Annotated in this window: 27 protein-coding genes; 12 read left to right on the forward strand and 15 right to left on the reverse strand. The window is 65.8% G+C overall.

All coding sequences use genetic code 11. The annotated features are described in order from the left end of the window. Positions 1–30: 30 nt before the first annotated feature. Positions 31–1,263, reverse strand: a complete 1,233-nt coding sequence (locus XH93_RS24295; protein ID WP_194469427.1) for an MFS transporter — start codon at positions 1,261–1,263, stop codon at positions 31–33. A gap of 133 nt (positions 1,264–1,396) precedes the next feature. Between XH93_RS24295 and XH93_RS24300 the strand changes: the two genes are divergently transcribed. Continuing rightward, positions 1,397–1,996 carry a TetR/AcrR family transcriptional regulator gene (locus XH93_RS24300; protein ID WP_194469428.1) on the forward strand — a complete coding sequence of 200 codons (600 nt, stop codon included), beginning with the start codon at positions 1,397–1,399 and terminating at the stop codon, positions 1,994–1,996. A 130-nt stretch (positions 1,997–2,126) separates the two neighbouring features. Further along, positions 2,127–3,335 carry a serine hydrolase gene (locus XH93_RS24305; protein ID WP_246799289.1) on the forward strand — a complete coding sequence of 403 codons (1,209 nt, stop codon included), beginning with the start codon at positions 2,127–2,129 and terminating at the stop codon, positions 3,333–3,335. Positions 3,336–3,447: 112 nt separating this feature from the next. Here XH93_RS24305 and XH93_RS24310 read toward each other — a convergent pair whose 3' ends face one another. After that, the gene (locus XH93_RS24310) at positions 3,448–4,821 is read right to left on the reverse strand and encodes a PleD family two-component system response regulator (protein WP_194469429.1); all 1,374 of its coding nucleotides are present in this window, start codon (positions 4,819–4,821) and stop codon (positions 3,448–3,450) included. Between the two features lie 15 nt (positions 4,822–4,836). Beyond that, the gene (locus tag XH93_RS24315; RefSeq protein WP_016845968.1) at positions 4,837–5,202 is read right to left on the reverse strand and encodes a response regulator; all 366 of its coding nucleotides are present in this window, start codon (positions 5,200–5,202) and stop codon (positions 4,837–4,839) included. Between the two features lie 229 nt (positions 5,203–5,431). On the opposite strand from XH93_RS24315, the gene XH93_RS24320 reads away from it, so the two are divergent. Further along, complete coding sequence (locus XH93_RS24320) at positions 5,432–5,731, forward strand: DUF3572 domain-containing protein (protein WP_194469430.1); 300 nt, start codon at positions 5,432–5,434, stop codon at positions 5,729–5,731. Continuing rightward, a complete protein-coding gene (locus tag XH93_RS24325; protein ID WP_194469431.1) occupies positions 5,710–7,026 on the forward strand; it encodes a DNA polymerase IV in 1,317 nt (438 codons plus the stop codon). Before XH93_RS24320 ends, XH93_RS24325 begins: the two co-directional genes overlap by 22 nt. Positions 7,027–7,145: 119 nt before the next feature. On the opposite strand, the gene XH93_RS24330 is transcribed toward XH93_RS24325, so the two are convergent. The 3 genes from XH93_RS24330 to XH93_RS41920 all read right to left on the reverse strand — a co-directional run bounded on the left by XH93_RS24330 (position 7,146) and on the right by XH93_RS41920 (position 8,803). Further along, positions 7,146–7,547, reverse strand: coding sequence for a RidA family protein (locus tag XH93_RS24330; RefSeq protein ID WP_194469432.1), 402 nt, complete (start codon positions 7,545–7,547; stop codon positions 7,146–7,148). Between the two features lie 144 nt (positions 7,548–7,691). Continuing rightward, complete coding sequence (locus tag XH93_RS24335) at positions 7,692–8,558, reverse strand: cell envelope integrity EipB family protein (RefSeq protein WP_139484198.1); 867 nt, start codon at positions 8,556–8,558, stop codon at positions 7,692–7,694. 71 nt (positions 8,559–8,629) lie between these two features. Next, positions 8,630–8,803, reverse strand: coding sequence for a hypothetical protein (locus tag XH93_RS41920; protein WP_210340399.1), 174 nt, complete (start codon positions 8,801–8,803; stop codon positions 8,630–8,632). 16 nt (positions 8,804–8,819) lie between these two features. Between XH93_RS41920 and XH93_RS24340 the strand changes: the two genes are divergently transcribed. The 4 genes from XH93_RS24340 (at position 8,820) to XH93_RS24355 (ending at position 11,949) form a co-directional block, all read left to right on the forward strand. After that, on the forward strand, positions 8,820–9,287 hold the full coding sequence (locus XH93_RS24340; protein ID WP_139484197.1) for a RidA family protein: 468 nt from the start codon (positions 8,820–8,822) through the stop codon (positions 9,285–9,287). A 3-nt stretch (positions 9,288–9,290) separates the two neighbouring features. Continuing rightward, positions 9,291–10,043 carry a glycerophosphodiester phosphodiesterase gene (locus tag XH93_RS24345; protein WP_194469433.1) on the forward strand — a complete coding sequence of 251 codons (753 nt, stop codon included), beginning with the start codon at positions 9,291–9,293 and terminating at the stop codon, positions 10,041–10,043. 169 nt (positions 10,044–10,212) lie between these two features. Continuing rightward, a complete protein-coding gene (locus XH93_RS24350; RefSeq protein ID WP_194469434.1) occupies positions 10,213–11,463 on the forward strand; it encodes a GNAT family N-acetyltransferase in 1,251 nt (416 codons plus the stop codon). A gap of 60 nt (positions 11,464–11,523) precedes the next feature. Next, positions 11,524–11,949, forward strand: coding sequence for an HIT family protein (locus XH93_RS24355; RefSeq protein ID WP_194469435.1), 426 nt, complete (start codon positions 11,524–11,526; stop codon positions 11,947–11,949). Positions 11,950–12,062: 113 nt separating this feature from the next. Here the strand turns inward: XH93_RS24355 and tsaA are convergent, their stop codons facing one another. From tsaA to XH93_RS24380, 5 genes are all read right to left on the reverse strand, one after another. Next, a complete protein-coding gene (gene tsaA, locus XH93_RS24360; RefSeq protein WP_194469436.1) occupies positions 12,063–12,554 on the reverse strand; it encodes a tRNA (N6-threonylcarbamoyladenosine(37)-N6)-methyltransferase TrmO in 492 nt (163 codons plus the stop codon). 3 nt (positions 12,555–12,557) lie between these two features. After that, entirely contained in the window at positions 12,558–13,532 is a 975-nt protein-coding gene (locus XH93_RS24365) for a tripartite tricarboxylate transporter substrate binding protein (RefSeq protein WP_194469437.1), read from the reverse strand. A 61-nt stretch (positions 13,533–13,593) separates the two neighbouring features. Beyond that, positions 13,594–13,938, reverse strand: coding sequence for an AzlD domain-containing protein (locus tag XH93_RS24370; RefSeq protein WP_139484191.1), 345 nt, complete (start codon positions 13,936–13,938; stop codon positions 13,594–13,596). Continuing rightward, complete coding sequence (locus XH93_RS24375) at positions 13,935–14,687, reverse strand: AzlC family ABC transporter permease (protein WP_194469438.1); 753 nt, start codon at positions 14,685–14,687, stop codon at positions 13,935–13,937. Before XH93_RS24375 ends, XH93_RS24370 begins: the two co-directional genes overlap by 4 nt. Before the next feature lie 191 nt (positions 14,688–14,878). Beyond that, complete coding sequence (locus XH93_RS24380) at positions 14,879–15,946, reverse strand: lytic transglycosylase domain-containing protein (RefSeq protein WP_246799290.1); 1,068 nt, start codon at positions 15,944–15,946, stop codon at positions 14,879–14,881. A 91-nt stretch (positions 15,947–16,037) separates the two neighbouring features. On the opposite strand from XH93_RS24380, the gene XH93_RS24385 reads away from it, so the two are divergent. Continuing rightward, on the forward strand, positions 16,038–16,967 hold the full coding sequence (locus XH93_RS24385; protein ID WP_194469439.1) for a glycine/sarcosine/betaine reductase selenoprotein B family protein: 930 nt from the start codon (positions 16,038–16,040) through the stop codon (positions 16,965–16,967). Positions 16,968–17,240: 273 nt separating this feature from the next. Here XH93_RS24385 and XH93_RS24390 read toward each other — a convergent pair whose 3' ends face one another. Both XH93_RS24390 and XH93_RS24395 read right to left on the reverse strand, forming a co-directional pair. Then, complete coding sequence (locus tag XH93_RS24390; protein ID WP_194469440.1) at positions 17,241–18,290, reverse strand: phenylacetaldoxime dehydratase family protein; 1,050 nt, start codon at positions 18,288–18,290, stop codon at positions 17,241–17,243. Between the two features lie 12 nt (positions 18,291–18,302). Beyond that, complete coding sequence (locus tag XH93_RS24395) at positions 18,303–19,319, reverse strand: carbon-nitrogen hydrolase family protein (RefSeq protein ID WP_194469441.1); 1,017 nt, start codon at positions 19,317–19,319, stop codon at positions 18,303–18,305. A gap of 203 nt (positions 19,320–19,522) precedes the next feature. Here XH93_RS24395 and XH93_RS24400 point away from each other — a divergent pair, with 203 nt between their 5' ends. From XH93_RS24400 to XH93_RS24410, 3 genes are all read left to right on the forward strand, one after another. Continuing rightward, positions 19,523–20,479, forward strand: coding sequence for a helix-turn-helix domain-containing protein (locus tag XH93_RS24400; protein WP_194469442.1), 957 nt, complete (start codon positions 19,523–19,525; stop codon positions 20,477–20,479). 150 nt (positions 20,480–20,629) lie between these two features. Then, complete coding sequence (locus XH93_RS24405) at positions 20,630–20,983, forward strand: PilZ domain-containing protein (RefSeq protein ID WP_139484184.1); 354 nt, start codon at positions 20,630–20,632, stop codon at positions 20,981–20,983. A gap of 310 nt (positions 20,984–21,293) precedes the next feature. Further along, the gene (locus XH93_RS24410) at positions 21,294–22,715 is read left to right on the forward strand and encodes an MFS transporter (RefSeq protein WP_194469443.1); all 1,422 of its coding nucleotides are present in this window, start codon (positions 21,294–21,296) and stop codon (positions 22,713–22,715) included. 90 nt (positions 22,716–22,805) lie between these two features. Here the strand turns inward: XH93_RS24410 and clpA are convergent, their stop codons facing one another. Beyond that, entirely contained in the window at positions 22,806–25,205 is a 2,400-nt protein-coding gene (gene clpA, locus XH93_RS24415) for an ATP-dependent Clp protease ATP-binding subunit ClpA (RefSeq protein WP_194469444.1), read from the reverse strand. Positions 25,206–25,494: 289 nt separating this feature from the next. Continuing rightward, positions 25,495–25,827 (reverse strand): ATP-dependent Clp protease adapter ClpS, encoded by a 333-nt coding sequence (gene clpS / locus XH93_RS24420; protein ID WP_172626966.1) that lies wholly within the window; start codon positions 25,825–25,827, stop codon positions 25,495–25,497. Positions 25,828–26,047 lie beyond the last annotated feature (220 nt).

Here is a 26,047-nt window from a genome sequence, read left to right on the forward strand (position 1 = left end):
GCAGTCACCGACCACGCATGGATCTGAAGGTTAAGCGGTCTTGAGCACAGGCGGTTGCGACGGCCGGATCAGCGCGAACGCCACCTGGATGATGCCGCCCGCAAGCCCCAGCGCGACGCCGATGCGCCAGGCCATGGTGTAGGAGCCGAGCACGTCGTACAGCACCCCGCCGCCATAGGCGCCGAGGAAGCTGCCGATCTGGTGGCTCATGAAGGCGAGGCCCTGGATCATCGCCTGCCAGCGCAAGCCGAACATCTCGGCGACCGCGCCCGCGACCAAGGGACCGACGCCCATCCACAGGAAGCCCATGATGGCGCCGAACAGCAGCGTGGATGCCGGCGTCGCCGGCAGCATGAAATACCAGGCGAGCGCCAGCGAGCGGAAGATGTAGATGCCGCCGAGCAGCGCCAGCTTGTTCCAGCGCTGGCCGGCCCAGCCGAAGAACAGCGAGCCCAGCACGTTGAAGCCGCCGATCATGCCGAGCGTCTGCGCGCTCAGCATCGGATCGAGGCCGCAGATCGCCAGATACGACGGCAAATGCGTGGTGAGGAAGACGAGCTGCATGCCGCAGACCATGTAGGCGCAGGTCATCACCACGAACGACGCGTTGCCGAACGCGGTTTTGGTGGCCATCGCGGCGGTGGCGTTGCCGATGTCGTCGGCCGCAGGCTTCGGCAGCGGGACCTTGTCGACGCGGCCGGCGTACCACGCCGCCGGGATCATGAAGACCGACAGGATGACGAAGCCGGCGAGCCCGACGCGCCAGCCAAAACCCTCATTGAGCATCTGGCCGATCGGCGCCGACAGCAGCGCGCCGAGCGAGCCCGCGGCGGACACGATGCCGAGCACCGTCGAGCGCACCGTCTCCGGCACCGCGCGCGCCGCGACCGACATCGCGATCGCCGCCGCGGTGCAGGCGAGCGAGGTGCCGATCAAAACGCCGCCGCCGATCATGACGCTGACCAGCCCATGCGCGGCGGTCATCAGCGCGAGGCCGGCGATGTAGAGCAGCGCGCCGACCAGCATGATCGGGCGAAAGCCGTAACGCACCGTCATCGCCCCGGCCAAAGGCTGCAAAAAGCCCCAGGCGAGGTTCTGCACGGCCAGCGCCAGCGTGAAATCGGACACCGAGATGTGGATGTCCTGGGTCAGCGGCTGCAGGAAGATGCCGAGGCTCTGCCGCAGCCCCATGCTCAGCGTGAGCATGATGGAGGCGCCGATCAGGATGGGCAGCGTGGGCCGCAGGACCTGCAACAGGGGCATTGTTCTTATTCTCCCGTGCGGGCACAGCTCGACGGCCGCGTCCTGCGATTCCCATGTGTTTTAGTTACACAGACCTGTGTAATTAGGCTATACAGGGGTGGTGCTGTCAAGCGAAGACGATCCCGGCCCGCGCATGGCTTCCCCGCCTCCCATACAGAGCATGAAAGAGCGGATCCTCGAGACCGCCGACAAACTGTTCTATCTGCAGGGCATTCGCGCTATCGGCGTCGACACGATCGCGGCCGAGATCGGCATCAGCAAGCGCACGCTCTACAACCACTTCCCGTCCAAGGAGGCGCTGATCGAAGCCTATCTGCGGCGCCGCTTTGTCGATCCCCGCCCCTCCGACAAGCCACCGGCCGAGCAGATTCTCGCCACCTTCGATTCGCTGGAGCGACGCTTCGCGGCGGAGGATTTTCGCGGCTGTCCGTTCGTCAACGCGGTGGCCGAGCTCGGCCCGGAGGACGAGCACCGCACCGTCAGGAACATCGCCGTCGCCTTCAAGGAAAGCCGCCGCATCTGGTTTCGCGACCTGCTGCAACAGCTCGGCGTCGCCGATGCGGAAGGGCTTGCGACCCAGCTCGTGCTGCTGGTCGACGGCTCGATCGCGCAGGACCTGGTGCGCGACGATCCCGCGATGGCGCGCGCGGCCAGGGAAGCCGCAAAAGTGCTGCTGGCCAATGCCGGCGTGAAGCTCGGCACATCAGGCGCCGCGAAGCCGCGCGCCGGCTGAATACGGTTGCGTCCCCGTGTCGCGTTTGGTTGTTAGCGTCCACGCGTGACGGCATCTCTCGCTGGATATTCCGTCAGGCGAGATTGCCGATAGCAGCGCCAACGGCCTGCGGCGCAACAGGGGAGCGACCATGGAAGATTTGAAGGTGACCGCCGCCGGCTACGATTTCGCGCCGGCGCGAGCGGCCATGCAGCGCTACATCGACAACGACCTGTTGTCCGGCATCTCCTGGACGGTTCTGACTGGGCGCGACATCGTTGACGTGGGCTGCGTCGGATGGGCCGACAAGGAAGCGCAGACGGCGCTGCACACCGACCACATCTTCCGCATCTTCTCCAACACCAAGCTGATCACCTCCTGCGCCGCGCTGCTGCTGGTCGAGGAAGGCCGCCTCGAGCTCGACGACCCGATCGAGAAATTCATCCCGCAGCTCGGCAAGCGCAAGGTGCTGCGGCCTGGCGCGACGTCGATCGACGACACCGAGCCGGCGCGATCGTCGATCACCGTTCGTCATTTGCTCAGCCACAGCGCCGGACTCAGCTACGGCCTGTTCGATCCGGGCACGCCGATCTTCAAGGCCTACAACGAGCGCAGAATCCTCAATCCGCTGTCGACGCTCGCCGACATGGTCGACGGCCTTTCCGATCTGCCGCTTGTCTTCCATCCCGGTACGTCATGGGAATATTCGGTTGCCATCGACGTGGTGGCGCGGCTTGTCGAGGTCATCAGCGGCCAGCCGTTCGACGCGTTCATCAAGGCACGGATTCTCGATCCGCTCGGCATGGTCGACACCGGCTTCTTCGTGCCGGAGAAGGACCACAACCGGCTGGTCGCCTATTACGCCGGCGCCGATCTGATGGATCCGATGAAGCCAGGACTGACGCGGACCGACAACTCGCCCTATCCCGGCGCTTACCTGCGGCCGGTGCCGCGCTTCAACGGCGGCGGCGGCCTTGTCTCAACGATGCACGACATGGTCGCGCTGATCCGCAGCCTGCTGCCCGGCGGTCCGACGCTGCTCAAGCCCGAGACGATCGCGCAGGTAATGACCAATCAGTTGGTCCCGGGCCAATGGATCCGCTTTGCGATGATGGGCGAGCAGCCCGGCAAGGCCTTTGGCCTCGCCGGCGGACTGATCCTCAACCCGACCTCGCCGATCGATCATCCCGATGCGGCCGGTGAGCTCTACTGGGGCGGCGTCGCCGGCACGCAGTGGTGGATCTCGCCGAAGACCGGCGTTGCAGGCGTGATGATGGCGCAGCGCCAGATGGCGTTCGTCCATCCCTTTGCGTTCGAGTTCAAGCGGATGGCCTATGAGGCGGTGAGACGCGGGCGTTAGGATACTTCGTAGCGCTTCGTAGCCCGGATGGAGTGCAGCGAAATCCGGGTCCCTCGAGCAATTGGCAAGATTCCCGGATTGCGCTTCGCTCCATCCGGGCTACGAGAGCCGACTACGCCGCGGCCGAAACCACCCGGTTACGGCCGTCGTGCTTGGCGCGGTAGAGCGCGGTGTCGGCGCGCTTCAGCACATCGCCGACCGGCTCGCCCTTGCGCTCCAGCGTGGTGAGGCCGATCGAGATCGTCACCGCGATCCGGGTGCCGCCCTTGTCGACCGAGAACGGCTCGCCGGCGATCGAGCGGCGCAGCCGCTCGGCGACCATGCCGGCGACGTGGAGGTCGGTTTCCGGCATCACGATCACGAACTCCTCGCCGCCGTAGCGGCAGGCGAGATCGATGCCGCGGATCGACTTGCGGATCCGCACCGCGAATTCGCGCAGCACGTCGTCGCCGGCATCGTGGCCGTAGGTGTCGTTGATCGCCTTGAAGTAGTCGATGTCGAGGATCATCAGCGCCAGCGGCTTGCCGCGCATCGAGGCCTGCTCGGCCAGCGTTGCGAGATGGCTCTCCATGTAGCGGCGATTGTGCAAGCCAGTCAGCGCGTCGGTGATCGCCATCTCGATCGAGTTCTGCACATTGTCGCGCAAATGGTCGGTGTAGCGGCGACGGCGGATCTGGGTGCGCGCCCGCGCCATCAACTCGTTCTTGTCGACCGGGCGCAGCAGATAGTCGTTGACGCCGATCTCGAGCCCGCGCATCAGCCGCGTGTTGTTGTCGGCATCGGAGATCGCGAGGATCGGAACCTGGCGCGTGCGCTCCAGCGAGCGGGCCTGGCTGCACAGCCGCAGGCCGTCATAATTGTCGAGGCTGAGCGAGACGATCAGCAAGTCGTAATTGCCCTCGGCGGCGTGGAACAGCGCTTCCGCCGGATTGGTCTCGACATCGACGGTGTGCTCGCTGGCGAGGATCGGCGCCAGCTTCTCGTAGGACGACGGACGGTCGTCGACCAGGAGGATGCGGCCGCCCATGCCCTTGTCGGCAATCGCGCTGCGCTCCGGCGCCTGCATGCCGATCTCGAGCGAGGTGACGGCGCGCATGCGCAGCTCGTCGGTCATCATCTTCAGCCGGGTGAGCGAGCGCACGCGCGCGATCAGCACGACGTCGGACACCGGCTTGGTCAGGAAGTCATCGGCGCCGGCCTCGAGCCCGCGCACGCGGTCGGCCGGGCTGTCGAGCGCGGTGACGATCACGACCGGAATGAAATGGGTCGCCGGATTGGACTTCAGCCGGCGGCAGACCTCGAAGCCGTCCATATCAGGCATCATCACATCGAGCAGGATGATGTCGCATTCGGCACGCGCGCAGATCTCCAGGGCCTCGGTTCCGTTGGATGCAGTCAGCACATCGAAATATTCGGCTGACAGGCGGGCTTCCAACAGCTTGACGTTCGCCGGAACGTCGTCGACGACGAGGATACGCGCGGACATTGAACTGGTACTCCCCTATCCGATAAAGCGTCGGACAGTCTCAATGAATTTGCCGACCGAGATCGGCTTGGACAAATAGGCTTCGCAGCCGCCCTCGCGGATGCGCTCTTCGTCGCCCTTCATGGCGAAGGCTGTAACAGCGACCACCGGTATCGTGCGCAGGTCGGGGTCGTCCTTGATCCAGCGCGTGACCTCGAGGCCGGAGACCTGAGGCAGCTGGATATCCATCAAGATGAGATCAGGGCGCAGCTTGCGGACGAGATCGAGCGCCTCAAAGCCATTGCTGGTGCCCGAGGTCTGATAGCCATGCGCTTCCAACAGATCGCGAAAGAGCTTCATGTTGAGCTCGTTGTCCTCCACGATCAGGACGGTTTTGGCCATCCCGTCCCTCCCAAACCTCAAGAAACGGGCCCGGCTGCGGCACCTCACGCACCGCGCTCGGGGCGCGTCGAAAATGTGAATTCAAACTAGCGCCTGAATCGCTCCAACCCGTTAACCCGAAGTCCAACTTCCGCAGTGTGGTTTCCGTTGCTTGAACATGCGCGGAAGACTCGGGCATGATGGGCCTCTCATTAGAGACCATAAGTTAACGGAAAGGCAAACCGGCGCGTTGAAAAAGCCTGTTCACAACCCCCGGGAAGTCGCTGAAATCGTTGCGATTCAGGCGCTAGGCTTCATTGCCGGCGATCCTGAACGGCTGGGTCTGTTCCTGGCCGAGACCGGAATCGGTCCGGAGACGTTGCGGAACGCGGCGTCCGACCCGCAATTTCTTGCGAGCGTGCTCGATTTCGTGATGCGCGACGATGCCACCGTGCAGGCCTTCGCGAAGGCCTCGGAACTGCACCCGACCAACGTCGCTGCCGCCCGTCAGGTGCTGGGCGACCCGCAATGGGAGCGCGACGTGCCGTGACGACGGCAGCCGCAGCTTTCGACGGCCCCCTCAGTTTCTGCCGAGACTGTCTCGGCGATCTCGACATCAAGGCGAAGCGATGCAGCCATTGCGGCTCGCCGCGGCTGGTGCGTCACCGCTCCCTGCCGGCGCTGGCGCTGGCGCACATCGATTGCGACGCCTTCTATGCCACCGTCGAGAAGCGCGACAATCCTGAGATCGCCGACCGGCCCGTCATCATCGGCGGCGGCAAGCGCGGCGTGGTCTCGGCGGCCTGCTACATCGCCCGCACCTACGGCGTCCGCTCGGCGATGCCGATGTTCAAGGCGCTGGAACTCTGCCCCGATGCGACCGTGATCCCGCCTGACATGGCGAAATATGTCCGGGTTGGGCGCGAGGTACGCCGCGCCATGCAGGCGCTGACGCCGCTGGTCGAGCCGCTGTCGATCGACGAGGCCTTTCTCGATCTTTCGGGCACGCAGCGCGTCCACGGCATGATCCCGGCCAAGGTGCTGGCCAAATTCGCCCACGACGTCGAGCGCGAGGTCGGCATCACGGTGTCGGTCGGCCTGTCCTGCAACAAATTCCTCGCCAAGATCGCCTCCGACCTCGACAAGCCGCGCGGCTTTGCCGCGCTCGACCAGGACGAGGCCCGCGTGATGCTGGCCGACAAGCCGGTCGGCTTCATCTACGGCGTCGGCCCGGCGACGCAGGAGAAGCTGGTGCAGCGCGGCTTCCGCACCATCGCCGACCTGCAGCGCGCCGACGAGAACGATTTGATGAAGCAGTTCGCGAGCGAAGGCCGCCGTCTCTGGCGGCTGGCGCGCGGCATCGACGACCGCCGCGTGGTGGCCGATCGCGGCGCCAAGACGATCTCGGCCGAGACCACGTTCGAGACCGACATCCGCGACTTCGCGACGCTGGAAAGACTGCTCTGGAAGCTGTCGGAAAAAGTCTCGGCGCGGCTGAAGACCAGCGAGCTCTCCGGCTGCACCATCACGCTGAAGCTGAAGACCGCGGATTTCCGCCAGCGCACCCGCTCGCAGTCGATCCAGTCGCCGACCCAGCTCGCGGCAAAGATCTTTGCGGTGTCGCGCGAGATGCTGGCCAAGGAGATCGACGGCACCGCCTTCCGCCTGATGGGCGCCGGCGTCAGCGCGCTGCGCCCGGGCGCGCAGGCGGGCGATTCCGACATGCTCGACCGCCGCTCCGCCCACGCCGAGCGCGCAATGGACAATCTGCGCAAGAAATTCGGCAACGCCGCGGTGATCCGGGGCATTGCCTATGAGGGACCGGAGAAGCAGGTCGAGGAGTAGACTCCGCGGCCTCCGCAGGGTCCGTCATTGCGAGCGAAGCGAAGCAATCCATGCTTCAGCGTGCGCGGACAGATGGATTGCTTCGTCGCTACGCGCCTCGCAATGACGTGGAAAGAGCGTCAATCCACGACCGCCACCGCCTCGATCTCGATCAGCCATTCCGGCGCCGCCAGCGCGGTGACGCCGACCAGCGTCGAGGCCGGCGGCTCCATGCCCTCGAAGAACTTGCCGCGCGCCTTGCCGATGATCGGACGGAGCTCCGGCTTGTAGCCGACCACGAAGGTGGTGATCTTGACGATGTTGGAATAGCTAGCACCAGCGGCCTTCAGCGCCAGCCCGAGGTTCGTCATCACCTGCGTCGTTTGCGCGGCGAGGTCACCGGGACCGACCACCCGCCCCTCTTCGTCCACCGACACCTGTCCTGAAATGTAGATCGTGCGCGCGCCCGAGGCGACCACGACGTGGGAATAGGCCGGATTGTGATGCAGGCCGCTGGGACGATGATGTTCGAGCTTCGCCATGATGGTGCCTCCCTGACACGCGTTGTTGGGGAAAGCGTATCCGGGTCCGGCGGGTTCGACCAGAGCGAAGCGGAGCGACCTCGCTCCACCGTCGTCCCGGCGAAGGCCGGGATGACGGTTGAGTGTGGGGAGAAAATCAGCCCGTCACTTGCAGGGCTTGGAATCCCGGACGTCGAACTTGTCCAGCGCGCCCGAGATCACGAAATCGTTGTAATCCAGCACCAGCGCGCGGGAGACGCCGTTCTCGTAGAGCTCGAACGACATCGCATAGACCGGCGACTGCTCGCCATCCTTGGCGCGGGCGTCGCGGTCGTAATAGCTCACCGTCACCGGCCAGCGCGTCATGGTTTTCATGACGTCGTTCGCTGTCGAGGGATCGGGCGACGCCGGCGTGCGGTCGCCGGTGATCGGGCGGCCGATCACGGTCAGCGTGTTGTAGACCTTCTCGCCATTGTCGGAGCCGTCATAGACGGTCAGCTCGAGCACCGACTTGCCTTCGCGCGCCGCATCGATGATGTGGTGGATCTGCTCGGTCGGGAACACGACCTTGCCCTCGAGATTGAAGGTCTTCTTGACCGGCTGGGTCAGCTTCACGGTGATATGATCGCCGACCCGCTCGGCGATGCCATCCACCGGCGACGATTCGCTGTCGTTCATCCGGGTGGCGATCTTGAAGCGGTAGCTCTTGCCGGCGCCGTCCTCCCAGGACGACGAGCGGAGGTCCGACAGCGTCACCTTGCCCTCGCCGCTGTCGAGCTCGGACACCTGGCGGAATTCCGAGGTGTAGCCTTCGCAGGAGTTGCCGGAGAAATTGTAGAGGATGCGCCCGCGCGCGTCATTGATCGCGTTGCTGCCGCGCGACTTCAAAAGGCTGAGATCGTACAGCGCCTGATGCGCCAGGAACGGCCCGCCGGCGGCGGCCGCGGCCGGCGTGTGGGCCAGACCGGATCCGGCGGCCACGGCGATCGACAGCACCAGGGCACGCGACGCAGTCCGGAACGGCAGGATCATGATTTCTCCTCAAGGAGCCAACGAGTCGCCACAATAGTGACGGTTGTATTACGCCGCAACTGGGGCAAGTTTCACAAAAAAGCAATGGCCGCAGAAGGCAATGCCGGCTTTTTCGGCAGCCCGTCCGCGCCGCGTCCCACAACGATCGCGGGGTCGGTCGTGCCTTGTCGCTCGCTTGCAACCGGCGGCGCGATGCGCGAAACAATCCCGGCCTGACCGCGTTCAGGCTTTCGTGCAAAAACCAACCGGGGGTCCAACAAGATGGCGGGTACAGTCGAACAAAAGCTGGCGGAACAGGGCATCACGCTGCCCGAGCCCACCTCCCCGGTCGCCAACTATGTGCCGTTCGTCCGCAGCGGAAACCTGCTGTTCGTGTCCGGCCAGGTCTGCTTCAACGCCGAGGGCAAGCTGATCGCCAAGGGCAAGCTGGGCGCCGGCGTCACCCTCGAGCAGGGCGCGGCGGCGGCCCGCGGCTGCGCGATCAACCTCCTCGCCCAGATCAAGGCCGCGCTCGGCGATCTCGACAAGGTGGTGCGCGTGGTGCGGCTCGGCGGCTTCATCAATTCAGCGCCCGACTTCGTCGACGGACCGAAGGTTCTGAACGGCGCCTCCGACCTGATGGTCGCGGCATTCGGCGACAAGGGCCGTCATGCCCGCACCACCGTCGGCGTCGCCTCGCTGCCCGCCGATGCGGCGGTTGAAGTCGAAGGCATTTTCGAAGTCTCCTGATCGATGCGCGCGCCGGATTGGCTGACCAGGCGGCCGGTCGCCCATCGCGGCCTGCACGATGCCGCACGCGGCATCATCGAGAACATGCCGGCCGCGGCCCATGCCGCGGTCGCAGGCAACTTCGCCATCGAGTGCGACATCCAGCTCACCGCCGACGGTGAGGCGATGGTGCATCACGACGACAAGCTCGGGCGTCTCACCGAGGGCTCCGGCCCGTTGCTGACCAAGACCGCGGCGGAACTGAAGGCCGTCAAGTTCAAGGACACGCCCGAGCAGATGATGACGCTCGGCGATCTCTGCACGCTGGTGGCCGGCCGCGTTCCGCTGGTCGTCGAGGTGAAGAGCCATTTCGACGGCGACCGCAAGCTGGTGCGGCGGATGGCCGAGGTGCTGTCGTCCTATTCCGGGCCCGTCGTCGGCATGTCGTTCGATCCCGACCAGGTGCTGGCGCTGCGCGAGATCATGCCGAACCTGCCGCGCGGCATCACCGCCCAGCGGACCTATGACGACAGCTCCTGGACCAAGCTGACGCAGGCGCAGCGCGACAGCATGCTGTACCTGCGCCACGGCTTCAGCACCGAGCCGCATTTCGTCGCCTTCTGGGTCAACCAGCTGCCCGCGCCGGCGCCCTGGATCGCCCGCAACATCTTCGGCTGCCCGCTGCTGGCCTGGACCGTGCGCACTGCGGAGCAGCGCGAACGCGCGGCACGCTACGCCGACCAGATGATTTTTGAGGGGTTTGTACCGGGAACCTGACATGTCCCTTGCAGCCTTGAAGTCGTCGCTGCGATGCACGATCTTTGCAAGGGTCGGTCGCCAGCTGCGGCGGCTGATTGCAGGGCATGATCCGGACAAGCGGAAGCCGGTTTTCCCAAGGGACCGTACAAGGGATCATGCGCAAAAGAGGCACCGGTTTTCATTCTCGATGGCGTCTTCCGAAATCACCCTCGAAGCGGTTCCAGAGATCAGCGGCATTCCCGCCGCGGAGTGGGATGCCTGCGCCAATCCGACAGGCGATCCGAACAGCCTGGAAAACCTCGATACGCTGGCCTCGCCCGACCTTGCAGGCAGTTGCCGGACAATTTCAAAGCCCGGCTATAACCCGTTCGTTTCTCACGCCTTTTTCGCCGCTGCGGAAGCGTCGAATTCGGCCTGCCCGCGCACCGGTTGGGGCCCGCGGCATCTGATCGCAAAGCTCGACGGCCAAATCGTCGGCGTGGTGCCCTGCTATCTGAAATCGCATTCGCAGGGCGAATACGTGTTCGACCGCGGCTGGGCCGAGGCCTATCACCGCGCCGGCGGCAGCTACTATCCGAAGCTGCAGGTCTCCGTTCCCTTCACGCCGGCGACCGGGCCACGGCTGTTGATCCGCGACGGCGTCGACCGCGAGCTGATCGGATCAGCACTGGCGCGCGGCCTGCGGGCGCTGTGCAACGCCACCGAGGCTTCCTCCGTGCACGTGACCTTTGCCCGCGAGGAGGAAGCCAAGCTGCTCGGCGAGCACGGTTTCCTGCAGCGGACCGACCAGCAGTTCCACTGGCACAATGACGGCTACAAGACGTTTGACGACTTTCTCGGCTCGCTGAATTCCCGCCACCGCAAGGCGATCAAGCGCGAACGCCGCGAAGCGGTTGCTGCCGGGATCACCATCCACCATCTGACCGGCGTCGATATCACCGAGGATGCCTGGGATGCGTTCTTCGAATTCTACATGGAGACCGGCTCGCGCAAATGGGGCCGGCCCTATCTGACCCGAAAATTCTTCTCGCTGATCGGCGAGAGCATGAGCCGCGACGTGCTGCTGGTCATGGCCAAGCGCAACGGCCGCTGGATCGCCGGCGCGATCAACTTCATCGGCTCGGACACGCTGTTCGGCCGCAACTGGGGCGCGATCGAGCACCACCCGTTCCTGCATTTCGAGGTCTGCTACTACCAGGCGATCGATTTCGCCATCCAGCGCGGGCTCCAGGTGGTCGAAGCCGGCGCGCAGGGCGAGCACAAGCTGGCGCGCGGCTACCTGCCGCAGACGACCTATTCGGCGCATTTCATCGCCGACCCCTCGCTGCGCCGCGCGATCGCCGACTACCTCAAGCGCGAGCGCGCCTATGTCGAAGAGGTCGGCCGCGAACTCACCGAGGCCGGTCCGTTCCGCAAGACCGTCGACGACGACGCTTGACGTCTTTGCCGAGCCTTGGACATTACACAGAACACAGAGAGAATTGAGGGAGCGATCAAGATGCCTGCCGCCTACGACGCCAACAACATCTTCGCAAAAATCCTGCGCGGCGAGCTGCCCTGCTACAAGGTCTATGAGGACGGGCACGTCTTCGCCTTCCTCGACATCATGCCGCGCTCGCCGGGGCACACCCTGGTGATCCCGAAGGCCCCTGCCCGCAACATCCTCGACGTCAAGCCCGATGACTACGCCCATGTCGCGCGCGGCGCTCACAAGATCGCCGCCGCCGCGATGAAGGCATTCGAAGCCGACGGCATCACCGTGCAGCAGTTCAACGAGCCTGCCGGCGGCCAGGTCGTGTTCCACCTGCATATGCATGTGATGCCGCGCAGGGACGGCGAGCCGCTGCTGCCGCCCGCCAGCCGCAAGGAAGAGGCCAAGGTGCTGGAGGCTACGGCGGCGAAGCTGATCGCGGCGTTGAAGTAGGCCCTCCACTCACGCCGCTTCGTGGCCCGGATGCAGCGAAGCGTAATCCGGGATTCCCACCTCGCGGCGACACCGGCCCCGGATTTCGCTTCGCTGCATCCGGGCTACGGGGCTCACTCCGTCTCGAAATCGCCCGGCTGCGGCGGGGCCAGCGGGGTGAACTCGCAGCGGTCGGGCTTGACGTCGATCAGCGGCGTCTCGTCGAGGCAGTCGAGCCCGCGCACCAGGATCACGTTGCCTTCGACGCCGACCAGCTTCACGATCGCCGTCCCGATCGGATTGGGCCGCACCGGCGAGCGCAGCGAGAAGGTGCCGCGGGTGTTGCCGTTGTTCTTCGGGCTTTGCAGCACGATGTCGCGGCGCGATTGGTGCAGCCAGTACAGCACTTCGAGGTTCGAGTAGAAATCGACGCCCTTGATCGCGGCGACCCATGGCTCGAAGATTTCGAGCCGGCATACCGGGCCGTCATGCCGGCCCTGCCGCGGCGTCTCGAGCCGCGAGGTCCAGGGCGTGCGGATGCGGCCGATGAAGACGAGGCCGGCATCGCGCGCCGACGGCATGTCGACGGCGACCTCGCCCTGACGCAATTCCGTTTCACGTACCATCTGTCAGTCCAACGATATGTTCAGCGCCTTGACCACGCCTGCCCACCGCGCGCGATCGGTGTCCACGAATTTGTCGATCTCGGCCTGGCTCTTCGGCTGCAGCGGCGGGAAGCCGATCTTGAGCAGCGAAGCGCGAAACGCCTCGTCGTTCAAGGCCCGGTCGAGGCTCGCCTTGACCTTGCCGGCGATCTCGTCCGGCACTTTCAACGGCGCTGCGATACCATACCAGACGCTGACCGCATAATCGGGATAGCCGCTCTCGGCAATGGTCGGCAGATCAGGCAGATCGGCAATACGCTGCGTCGAGCTGACGCCGAGCGGCCGCAGCATGCCCGACTTGACCGGCGGCAACGCGGTGCCGAGCGTGTCGAACATCAGCTGGATGTTGCCGGACAATAAATCGGTCAGCGCGGGGCCTGCGCCCTTGTAGGGCACATGGGTCATCTCGACACCGGCCATCTGCTTGAACATCTCACCGGCAAGATGCACGGTGCCGCCGGTGCCGGCCGAACCGAAGTTGAGCTTTCCGGGATTCTTCTTGGCGTAGGCGACGAACTCCGCGATCGTCTTGGCCGGCACCGAAGGGTGCACCTCCATGATCATCGGCGCGTCGGTGATGACGGCCAGCAGCCGGAAATCCCGCGTCGGATCGTAGGGCAGCTTCTTGTAGAGCAGCGGGTTGAGCACGAAGATCGAGGCCGCCGTCACGAACAGCGTGTAGCCGTCGGGATCGGAGCGCGCCACGGCCTCGGCACCGATCGCGCCCTGCGCGCCGGCCTTGTTCTCGACCACCACGACCTGCTTGAGGTCGCGCCCGAGATATTCGCCGACCAGGCGGCCGAGCACGTCGGTCGGCCCGCCCGCGGCATAGGGCACGATCAGCTTGATCGGGCGCGCCGGATAGTCGGCGGCGCGGGACGGCGGCGTCGCAAGCGCTGCGATCAGACCGACAATGATTGCTGCTGCCCGCCATCTCATGCCGTTTCCCCAATTGTTGTTTGTTGGGGCGCGAGACTAGCCGATAATGCGCTCGCCGCAATCAGCCGAGCCAGGTTTTGCCCGCGAGCATGACGATTTCGCCGGCGATCACGCCGGCGAAGATCGACCGCTTCGTCAGCATGAAGACGGCAAAACCGGCGGCGACCGCGCCGTAGCGCAGCCAGTCCGGCACGCTGGCGAGCGCGCCGGGCGGCTGCACCACGATCTGCGCAATGATGCCGGCGAGGATCGCGGTCGCGACCGCCCGCACCCAGACCAGCAGCTCGGAACTCTCGTCGATGCCGCCGCCGAACCACAGGCCCAGCATGCGCCATATCTGGTTGGGGATAACGCCGGCGACGAACAGGATCGCCAGCGCATGCCAGTCGCCGATGAAGCCCGTCATGCGCGCGCCCTCACCATCCCCGCCCTGGCGCGGTGCACGCCATAGGCGATGGTTCCGGCGACGACGCCGCTGACCAGAATGTCGACGCCGCTGTTCAGCATCGCCGCCACCGGGAACAGCAGCAGCCCGAGCAGCAGCGCCACGACGTCGGCGACTTCGCGACAGTTGCGCGCCGTCGAAAATAGGAACGCCAGCGGCGTCAACATCAGGATTGCGGCGGCCAGCAAGGGCGAGAGATTGGCGGCGAGCGTGTAGCCGATCGTGTTCGCGATCAGGCAGACCGAGACCAGCCCGCAGCCGAGCCCGTGCACGAAGGCGATCCGCCGGTTGCGCGGCACAAGCGGCAGGAAGCGGAAGCATTCGACCCACAGCGTCACCGCGGTGAGATGCGCCACCAGGATCAGATGCCAGCGCTTGGTCTTCTCGGTGCGCATCATCGGCAGCACCGACACCACCATCGGAAACAGCCTGATCGCGCTGACGGTGACCGCGATCGCCGACTGCAGCACGGTGGCGCCGGAGCCGAGCGTCGTGATCACGATGATCTGCGCCGGACCCGCCCAGACGAACGCCGTGCTCGCCAGGGTCCAGCCCAGAGAGAAGCCGGAATCATGCGCCAGCGCGCCGATGCCGAGATAGGTCGCAAACAGCACCAGGGTCAGCACCGTCGCGCCGATCGACCGCGCGCCCCACAGGAAAGCGTGGAACGAGCTGTGCCATTGCGGGGAATCGAGCGGAGGAAGCGCCACGGTGAACCGGATGGTGTTGCAATGGCGGCGGCTTAGGGCGCGCGGGGTGCAGGGTCAAGCAAGCGGCGGCACAGGGCCGGTATGCGACACCGTCACCCCAACCGTCATTGCGAGCGCAGCGAAGCAATCCATCCTTCCGCGCATTCGGTGGCAATGGATTGCTTCGCTTCGCTCGCAATGACGTGGAGACATCACGCCCGGTTCTTCAGCACGAAGCACGCCCCGCCGGCCTTGCGGATGCGGTTGCAGAGGCCGTCGGCCTCGGGCCGCGTGTCGGCGCCGATGCGCACCTGGTAGAAGGTGGCGCTGCCGCGCGTGCGCAGCCGCGAGGACAGCAGGCTCGGGTCCTGGTCGCCGATCACGTTGGCGAGGCGCTTCATGGCGCGGGCATACATCGCCAGCGCCTTGTCGCGGCTGAAGCCGGCGGCGAGCTGCACGCCCCAGACCTTCGCCGCCGAGAGCGTGACGTGCTGCTCGAGCCCGGCGACGAACGGGTTCGGCGCGCGCTTCAAGAGCGCCATCAGCTCGCGGCAGCTCGAGGTCGCCTTGCGCTCCGGCATCTTACCGGCGCGCCCCGCGCTCGCCCAATCGTCGACGCTGGAGCCGGTGATCGCGTAGACGTAAGCACGCGTTTCCTGCGGCATGTAGCCGGTGCCGGCGAGCCATTCCTGGATCCGGCGCGGGCCGGCATTGTAGGCGGCCGCCGCGAGCCCGAGATTGCCGAACTGGCTGCGCAGCTCGCTCAAGAACTCGGCCGACTTCGGCAGCGCCTGCACCGGATTGAACGGATCGAGCAGCCCGCGCTCGCTGGCGGTGCCCGGCATGAACTGCGCAATGCCCTGCGCGCGCTGGCCATTGCGGGTCACGGGGCCGACCGCGTCGGCCTGAAAGCGGCTCTCCTGCCAGATCACGCGGGCGAAAAATTCCAACGGCAAATCGTTGGAGCGCGCCGCCGACTCGATCATCAGGCACATCGCCTCGCGAGTGTCGCTCTCGCGCGCATTGTCGGCCGGCTTATCAGCGGGCTTGTCGGCAGGTGTCCCTTCTGGAGGTGCCGCAGGCTTCTCGGCGGATGGCGCGGGCTGATCGGCCGGCGTGGCCGCAGGCGTCTCGACCGGCGGCGCGGCCTTGTCCGCGGGAGGCGCTACGGGCTGCTCGGGGGCTGGCGACGGGGGCGCAGCAGGCTTTGCCTCCTCGGCGCCGGCCGGCGACGACAGCATCAAAAACATGCCCAGTGCGGCGCAAAGACCCGTTCGCATCGCAAATCTGTTCCCGCGAGGCGCGGCTTGACACCGCCCGCTCCTGGTCTAGCTATGACTGATAAAGATGGCGCGCAAAAGGGAGCGCAACATGGCCGCAGCCTCGGACGATCACCTCGGCTTTGCCCCCGACGATGACGCTCCCGTTGGCTATATGAAGCGGACCCGCGATTATTACGCGGCGATCGGCTACACCACGCCCTACCGCTGGGCGCATTACGCGTCCGCGCCGTTCCAGCCCCTCAACAAGCCGCTGAGCCAGTCCCGCATCGCCATCATCACGACGGCGGCCCCGTTCGATCCGGCCAAGGGCGACCAGGGCCCCGGCGCGAAATACAATGGCGGCGCCAAATTCTATGCGGTCTATGACGGCGACACCTCGCAGCCGCATGATTTGCGGATTTCCCATATCGCCTATGACCGCATTCACACCTCGGCGACCGACAGCGGCACCTGGTTCCCGCTGGCACAGCTCAAGCGCCTGGCTGCCGAAGGCAAGATCGGCGAGGTCGCGCCGCGCTTCTTCGGCGCCCCGACCAACCGCAGCCACCGCGTCACCATCGAGACCGATGCGCCCGAGATCCTGAAACGCTGCCGCGCTGATGCGGTCGATGCCGCGGTGCTGGTGCCGAACTGCCCGGTCTGCCACCAGACCGTCAGCCTGGTGGCGCGGCATCTGGAGGCGAACGGCATCCCGACCGTGGTGATGGGCTGCGCCAAGGACATCGTCGAGCACGCTGCGGTGCCGCGCTTCCTGTTCTCGGATTTCCCGCTCGGCAACTCCGCCGGCAAGCCGCACGACGTCGCCTCGCAGGCGCTCACGCTCGAGCTGGCGCTGCGCGTGCTGGAGACGGCGCCCGGCCCGCAAACCACCGTGCAGTCGCCGCTGCGCTGGAGCGCGGACCATGCCTGGAAGCGCGACTACAGCAACGCCGACGCGCTCAGCGCCGACGAGCTGGCGCGGCTGCGCCGCGAGTTCGACGCGCAGAAGGAAATCGCCAAGGGCCTGCGCGTCGCGTGACGTAAAGCTGAGCGTTAGACAGCATCGGTCGCCCAACTCACGGTGTCATCGCCCGGCCTGTGCGCAATTGCGCACATGGACCGGGCGATCCAGTATTCCAGAGGCACCAGTGAGTGACGGAGAAGCCGCGGCGTACTGGGTCCCCCGGTCAAGCCGGGGGACGACAAGCGGGGGCAAGAGTGCCAGAATCGTAGGGCGAGTTAGCCGAAGGCGTAACCCGCCGGCCTCACACCACGACAATGGCAATGGTGGGTTACGCTTCGCTAACCCACCCTACGCACTGTCCACGGTGAGCGGGACCGCGCTGAGCATCCCGGTCCGGTCGTGGCAGCCGAGATACTCGAAGAACTGCTCGTCGGCCGCGGCGACCGTGACCTCGTGGTAGAGTCGCAGCTTTGCGCTCGGCCCGAGCGTCATCAGATACTTCATCGCCGCGCCGAAGATTTTGACATGGGTCGGATGCGATTCCGCCCAGCGTTCCAGTGCCGCGAGACTCTTCCACCAGCTCTGTCCGTAGGATTTTTCGGTCGGCCGTCCCGCGCCGTCGACGACCTGCATGTAGCGATTGGCATAGCAGCCGATCGCGACGCCGTCGTCGCGCAGAAAATCCATGCCCTCGCGCAGCACCGGCTCGACATCGTCGAGATACATCTTGCGTTCCGCGGCCTCGGTGTCGCTCCAGTCCTGGCCGGAACGGATCAGGCAGAGATTGTCATGCGCGACCACGCGGACGCGCGCGCCATCACGGACAATTCGTGGCTCGCCGCGAGGTGCCATCGCATCGGTCTGCGACAGCGGGATGCGGTCGCGCATGCCGCCCCAATAGGCGTGCTCCTGCACCTCGCCGCTCATGGCGTCGGCCAGAACCGCGACGCCTTCCGCGCGGTCGGGCGATGAGAACAGCGTCTCGTAACGCGCGACGTCTGGCCGCAGCACCTCGATGAAGCGGCCGATGCCATCAGCCGGAGCGCCACCGGTCCAAGCCTCGCGCGCCCCGTCGAACCAGGCATCGAAGCGCGCGGCATCGTCCCAATAGGAAACCGACACCACGTTGGTGAATCCGGCCTGATCGACATAGTGCGCGCGGTCCCAATGCGAGGGGCCGTTGTCGCCGGCAAAGCGCGCGGCGATCTGCGCCAGCGCCTCGGCGACAGCGGCCGTCGGCTCGCCGTGATACTGCACACCGAAATAGGCCATGATCACGCGCGTCACCGCGGGCTTGTGCCGCGCCACGAAGGATGGATATGGCGGCGCGTAATCGTCGGGCACGCGCCGGTGCCGGGACCGTGCCGTCTGCAGATGTGAGGGAATGGCGGATTCCATGAGACGCCTCCCTCAGCTTGCAGCTGCCTGAATCTCTTCGCCCGGCAGATTGTCGAGCGGCAGCGCAAAATGCTCGACCCGCTTCGACGGCTTCTTGTTCAGCAGCAGCCGCGTAACGTCGGGCCGCGAGTAGTGCCCGGCCGGATCGGCTGCGTTCTTGGCGACGCCAATCGCGCCGAGATCGATGTCGGCGAGCAGCAGGCCCTCCTGCTCGGGCGGCAGCTTTTCGGCGATCGCGCTGCCGTCCGGACCGTAGATCGCGGCATGGCCGCCGCCGACATGCAGCAGCGCGTGCTTGTCGTCGCGGTCGCACAACTCGTCGACCATCGCCTGCGAGACCGTGGCGCAGGGCGCCAGCACGAAGCACGAGCCTTCGACGGCGTAGACCCGCGAGGCCGCATTGTTGACCTCCCAGCCGAGTGCCGGCGCGAACGGATCGTACAGCGAAAAGCTCGGCCAGGCCGCGACATGGACCTGCTCGTTCTGGGCGTACATCGCGTATTTCGACAACGGCTGCAGGTGCTCCCAGCAGCACAGCGCGCCGAGCCGGCCGATGCCGGCGCGGTCATGCACCGCAAGGTCGCTGCCGTCGCCCTCGCCATAGACGGTGCGCTCGGCATGGGTCGGGCGCAGCTTGCGCCGCTTTGCAATCGTCTCGCCGTCGGGCCCGATCAGCCATTGCGCGAGGTAGAGGCTGCCGCCGTCGCGCTCGGACAGGCCGAGCACGGCGGTCATGCCGGCCTTCTTCACCGCCAGCCGCAGCCGCTCCGCCTCGGGGCTGTCATAGGCCAGCGAATTGTCGAAATAGCGCTGCACAAAACCGCGCCCGATCGCCCAGGCCGGCGAGTCCAGCCAGATATACCAGGGATAGCCGGGGATGAACGCCTCCGGGAATGCGATCAGCTTTGCGCCCTTGGCGGCGGCTTCCTCGATCAGGGCGATGCATTTGCCGATCGAGGCGTCGAGGTCGAGGAAGGCCGGCGCCGCCTGCACCACCGCAACGCGATATTTCGGATGTTCGATGCCCATGATGTCCTCCCGCCGCGGCATTCCTGCCGGTTCGCACTTGATCGGCCCTGCCGGCCTCTGACATCATGCTGCCCCGGAACCGGGATCGCCGCTCGACCAGGACGGAAGGAAAAGTCGACTACGGCGGCGATGATCCGCACCCGGTACGGAGCTTGCTTTGTTCGAGTGGCCAGCGCTGACCCCGTGAAGGAAGGGAGGAAATCATGCCGGCCCTGTTCACCACGCAAGACGCGCCCACGCACCGGCGCCTCGCGCTCTGGCAGGACATCGTCTGCGATGTCTTCGTGCAGCTCGACTGCAAGTCCGACCTCGGCAGCGCCTTTCACGGCGCGATCACCTCATCGCAGCTCGGCCCGGCCAAATGTTCGACGGTGTCCTCAGGCCAGCAGCGCGTGCTGCGCACGCCGTCGCGGATCGCGCGCGCCAGCGAAGATTTCATCCTGATTGCGCTCGGCAAGCACGGCGCCGGCGCTGTGCTGCAGGACGGCCGCGAGACCGTGATCCAGCCCGGCGAGTTCGCGTTCTACGACACCACCCGCCCCTATGAGCTCCGCTTCAACGACGATTTTGCGCAGACCATCTTCCAGATGCCGCGCGAGATGCTGCACCGGCGCTTTGCCGGTACGCAGGGCCTCACCGCGACCGTGTTCACGTCAGACAGCCCGGTGCAGCGGCTCGCCTACCAGTTCATCAGCGGGCTTGCCGAGGTCGCCGACAGGCTCGATCCCGACGATGCGATCCGGCTCTCCGACCAGGCGGCCGACCTGCTGGCGATGGCGATGAGCGAGCGGCTCGGCAGCGCCGCGCTGCCGGCCTCGACCCACCGCTCGGCGCTGCTCTACCGGCTGAAGGCGCATGTGCTGGCGCATCTGCAAAACCCCGATCTCGGCCTCACCGAGACCGCCGCCGCGCTCGGCATCTCGCCGCGCTACGCCAGCAGCCTGTTCGCCGACGAAGGCACCTCGTTCCAGCGCTTCGTGCTGGCGCAGCGGCTGGAGCGCTGCAACCGCGACCTCGCCTCGCCGGCGCACGCCCACCGCCATATCAGCGAGATCGCCTTCGCCTGGGGCTTTAACGATCTCTCGCATTTCGGCCGCGTGTTCCGCGAACATTACGGCCTGTCGCCGCGCGACTGGCGGCACAGCCGGCTGCCGAACTGACCGCATTCGCCCCTGCAATGCAAAAACTGCCGGGGAATCCGGACCATCACGGCCGCGAACAATTTACGTTAACTGCAACAGATAGCGCCGCCGACCTTCTTTTCGTTCGGTAGGGCGTTACAGTCCGGTCGTTCATTTGGAGGATTTGAGATGCAGGACCGGCGCCAGGGCGTGCGCGACAAGGTGCTCTATGGCGGCGTCGCCGAGATTAACGAACGCGGCTCGACGATGGATTGCGTGGTGCGCAACATCAACGAGCATGGCGCCTGCGTGGAATTCGGCGCGGCGGAGCGCGTGCCTGAGGAGATGAAGCTCACGGTCGCACGCAAGGGCCGGTCGTATCTCGCGCGGCTGATTTGGCGCCAGGCCAACAAGGTCGGGCTCGCCTTCCGCATCATGACCTCCGACACCCCGGTCAGCGACCTCGACGAGCGGCTGCGCCGCAGCGAGATCAAGAAGCGCCAGCTGCAGCGGCGCATCAGGGAGCTGCTCGGCCAGGGCTGACGGCTGCCCGCTCGTATCCTCATCGTCCCAGCGCAGCTAGCTCTATCTCCGTCATCCTGAGGTGCGAGCTTTGCAGCGCGATTGCGCTGCAGGGCGAGCCTCGAAGGATGCACGGCCACCAGGCGGGCCGATTCATCCTTCGAGGCTCGCCGAAGAGGCTCGCACCTCAGGATGACGGGGACACGGCGCGCCTTTTGCCGGACGACCTGCTGCCGCCGCCGACGTGTTCCGCCCCACCCGCCTTGCGGTCGTTCCTGCAATTTCCTAATCGGGGGACCAATCACCGCTCCAATCACCCCTCGCCTTCATCATGTCCCCGCCACCGATCGAGCACGCCGACGGCCTGCCGCAGCCGCAACGCAACTGGGCCATTCTGACCATTGCGCTTGGCCTCGTGATGGCCGTCATCGACGGCTCGATCGCCAACGTCGCGCTGCCCACGATTGCCCGCAGCCTTGACGCCAGTCCCGCGTTTTCGATCTGGATCGTCAACGGCTATCAGCTGGCGATCACCGTCTCGCTGCTGCCGCTGGCCTCGCTCGGCGAGATCATCGGCTATCGCCGGGTCTATCTGGCGGGGCTGCTGCTGTTCACGCTGGCCTCGCTGTTCTGCGCGCTGGCGCATACGCTGCCGCTGCTGACAGTGGCGCGCGTGCTGCAGGGATTTGGCGCCGCCGGAATCTTGAGCGTCAACACCGCGCTGATCCGCTTCATCTATCCGGGTGCCCAGCTCGGCCGCGGCATCGGCATCAACGCGCTGGTGGTCGCGATCTCGGCCGCGGTCGGTCCCACCGTCGCCTCGTTCATCCTGGCGGTCGGGACCTGGCCGTATCTGTTCGCCATCAACGTCCCGCTCGGCATCGTGACGCTGGCGCTGGGCTGGCGCTATCTGCCGCACACCAGGCCCGCCGTTCACGCCTTCGACTGGCGCAGCGCCGGCCTGAGCGCCATCGCATTCGGTTTTGGCATCAGCGCGATCGACAGCGCCGGCCATGGCGAGGCGCTGTATCTGTGCGCGTTCGAGTTTGCCGTGGCCGCGGTCGCATCGCATTTGCTGTACCGCCGGCAGCGGCATTTGCCCTCGCCGCTGCTGCCGGTCGACCTGCTCTCGATTCCGATCTTCGCGCTGTCGATCGGCACCTCGATCGCCTCGTTCTGCGGCCAGATGCTGGCCTTTGTCGCGATGCCGTTCTACCTCGAAAACCACTTTGGCTATTCGGCGGTGCAGATCGGCCTCCTGATCACGCCCTGGCCGATCGCGGTGGCGTGCGCCGCGCCGCTGGCGGGCTGGCTGGTCGAGCGCTATCCGGCCGGCCTGCTCGGCGGCATCGGCCTGCTGCTGTTCGCAATGGGATTGGGGACCTTGGCATTGATGCCGGCCGACGCCACGCCGATCGACGTGATCTGGCGCATGGCGCTCGCCGGCGCCGGCTTCGGCCTGTTCCAGACCCCGAACAACCGCACCATGATCGCCGCGGCCCCGCGCGAGCGCTCGGGCGGCGCCAGCGGCATGCTGGGCACCGCACGCCTGCTCGGCCAGACCCTCGGCGCGGCGCTGGTGGCCCTGCTGCTGGCCCGCTATCCGGCGGACGGCACAAGGGTCTCGCTGATGGTCGGCGTCGGCTTCGCGCTCACCGGCGCCATGCTCAGCATGCTGCGGCTGTCATCGGCCGGCAGCCGCGGCGCCGAGCAGGTCCGGGTTCATGAGAGCCAGCGGCTGAAGGGCGAGTGAGAACCTCGATCCGCATCGCACAGGCCTCCTGCCACAAACAAAAAGGCCGGCTGTTGAGCCGGCCTTCTCACTTGATGGTTCGCTAAACGCTCAGACCTTGACCAGCGGCCCGCGCGACGGCGGCGCCTTGGTGCCGCCACCGCCGCCGCCCGACTTCGGCGGCTTGCGCTTGCGCGGCGGCAGGCTTTCCTGCTTCGGCGTGACCGGCCCCTCGACGTACTCGAAGCCGATCTTGTCCCTCGCGGTGGCCTCGTCCTTGACCAGGATGACCCGGACATGGCCGCCGCCCTTGAGCTGGCCAAACAGCACCTCGTCCGCCAGCGGCTTCTTGATGTGCTCCTGGATGATGCGCGCCATCGGACGCGCGCCCATCTGCTCGTCGTAGCCGTGCTCGATCAGCCAGGCCTTGGCCGGCTCGGACAGCTCGATCGTGACGTCGCGATCGGCGAGTTGCGCCTCGAGCTGCAGCACGAACTTCTCGACCACCATGCCGATCACGTCGGCATTGAGGTGCGCGAAGGAGACGATCGCATCCAGCCGGTTGCGGAATTCCGGCGCGAACTGCCGGTTGATCGCCTCGTGATCGTCGCCTTCCCGCTTCGCGCGGGTGAAGCCGAAGGCCTGCCGCGCGAGGTCGGCGGCGCCCGCATTCGTGGTCATGATCAGGATCACGTTGCGGAAGTTGACCTGCTTGCCATTGTGGTCGGTGAGCCGGCCATGATCCATGATCTGCAGCAGCACGTTGTAGAGATCCGGATGCGCCTTCTCGATTTCGTCGAGCAGCACCACGCAATGCGGATGCTGGTCCACGCCATCGGTGAGCAGGCCGCCCTGGTCGAAGCCAACATAGCCGGGAGGCGCGCCGATCAGACGCGACACGGTGTGCCGCTCCATGTATTCGGACATGTCGAAGCGCAACAGCTCGACGCCAAGCGAGGCTGCCAGCTGCTTTGCGACCTCGGTCTTGCCGACGCCGGTGGGGCCCGAGAACAGATACGAGCCGATCGGCTTTTCCGGCTCGCGCAGGCCGGCCCGCGACAGCTTGATCGACGCAGCCAGCGCCTCGATTGCCTTGTCCTGACCGAACACCGTGCGCTTCAGGGTCTGCTCGAGATGCTTGAGCACCTCGGCGTCGTCCTTCGACACGCTCTTCGGCGGGATCCGCGCCATGGTCGCGATCGTGGTCTCGATCTCCTTGATGCCGATCGTCTTCTTGCGCTTGTTCTCGGCGACCAGCATCTGCGCCGCGCCGGATTCGTCGATCACGTCGATCGCCTTGTCGGGCAGCTTGCGGTCGTGGATGTAGCGCGAGGACAGCTGCACCGCAGCCTCGATCGCCTCATTGGTGTATTTCAGCCGATGATAATCCTCGAAATACGGCTTGAGGCCCTTGAGGATCGCGATGGCGTCTTCCACCGTCGGCTCGTTGACGTCGATCTTCTGGAAGCGCCGCACCAGCGCGCGGTCCTTCTCGAAGTGCTGACGGTATTCCTTGTAGGTCGTCGAGCCCATGCAGCGGATCGTGCCCGAAGCCAGCGCCGGCTTCAGCAAATTGGACGCGTCCATCGCGCCGCCGGAGGTGGCGCCGGCGCCGATGACGGTGTGGATCTCGTCGATGAACAGGATGGCGTTCGGATGCGCCTCCAGCTCCTTCAGCACCTGCTTCAACCGCTCCTCGAAATCGCCGCGGTAGCGGGTGCCCGCCAGCAGCGTGCCCATGTCGAGCGAGAACACGGTGGCGGCCGCCAGCACTTCCGGCACGTCGCTGTCGACGATGCGCTTGGCGAGGCCTTCGGCGATCGCGGTCTTGCCGACGCCAGCTTCGCCGACGAACAGCGGGTTGTTCTTCTGGCGGCGGCACAGCACCTGGATCGCGCGGTTGATCTCGGCGTTGCGGCCGATCACCGGGTCGATCTTGCCGTCGCGCGCCTTCTTGTTGAGGTTGACGCAATAGGTCTCGAGCGCCTCGCCCTTCTTCTTGGCGTCCTCGTTGCCCTTGGTCTCGGTCTCCTCGTCGACGCCGCGCACCGGCCGCGCCTCGGAGACGCCGGGCCGCTTGGCGATGCCATGGCTGATGTAGTTGACCGCGTCGTAGCGCGTCATGTCCTGCTCCTGCAGGAAATACGCGGCATGGCTCTCGCGCTCGGCGAAGATCGCGATCAGCACGTTGGCGCCGGTCACTTCCTCGCGACCGGACGACTGGACATGGATCACCGCGCGCTGGATCACGCGCTGGAACCCGGCGGTCGGCTTGGCGTCGTCGGCGCCGTCGGTCACCAGGTTTTCGAATTCGGTCTCGAGATAGTTGACGAGGCTGGTTCTCAGCTTGTCGAGATCGACGCTGCAGGCCCGCATCACCGCCGCCGCATCCGAGTCATCGATCAGCGAGAGCAGAAGATGCTCGAGCGTCGCGTATTGATGATGACGCTCGTTTGCGATCGCCAATGCGCGATGCAGGGATTGTTCCAGGCTTTGGGAAAAAGTAGGCATTCGCGTCCTCTATGGCCCCCGGCCATCATGATCGCCATTGCCGGGTCAGGCAACAGCAACGTTCGTGATCCCCTGTGATATAGTTACGATGGATCGTGGCAAAAGCCCGGTCCTGACGCGTTGGTTTTCCTCTAAAATTCCGGCGCCACGGTGTCGTGCAACCACACTCCGTGCTGATACGGAACGCCGCTCGCGATGTCACAAATCACGATGCAAGACCCGTTCCGCCTCCCCGGCGGCGGATCGACGGTTACCCGCGTCCAGGTAACCCGTAAAAGCTACCTGCGAACTATTTCTTTTCCATCACGCATTGCAGCGGATGCTGGTGCTTGCGCGCAAAATCCATCACCTGGGTCACCTTGGTCTCGGCGATCTCGTAGGTGAACACCCCGCACTCACCGATGCCGTGGTGGTGGACATGGAGCATGATCTTGGTCGCCGCCTCGGCGTCCTTGTTGAAGAATTTCTCCAGCACGTGAACGACGAACTCCATCGGCGTGTAGTCGTCGTTCAGGATCAGGACGCGATACAGGTTCGGGCGCTTGGTCTTCGGCTTGACCTTGGTGATGACGGAGGTCGAGGGACCGCCGGTCCCGCCATTGCGGGGTTCGTCATTGCTCATTCTGGCGGCGGACGCCGCGGGCGGCGCCGACGACGAAGGGACTATGGACGTGGATCGCAACATGGCTCAAGCGTTCGAATTCCAGTGGGAAACCGGATAGCGTATCGGGCGGCTTCGCGATTTGCCGTCAGCCGGCCATCACGGAACTTCCAGCAACGCTTTCCAGATTGCCGCTCCCGGTCCCGACCCAGCGGCTGGGTCGGCTTCCTCAATATGGAGG

The organism is Bradyrhizobium sp. CCBAU 51753 (assembly GCF_015291565.1).
Taxonomy (GTDB): domain Bacteria; phylum Pseudomonadota; class Alphaproteobacteria; order Rhizobiales; family Xanthobacteraceae; genus Bradyrhizobium; species Bradyrhizobium ivorense.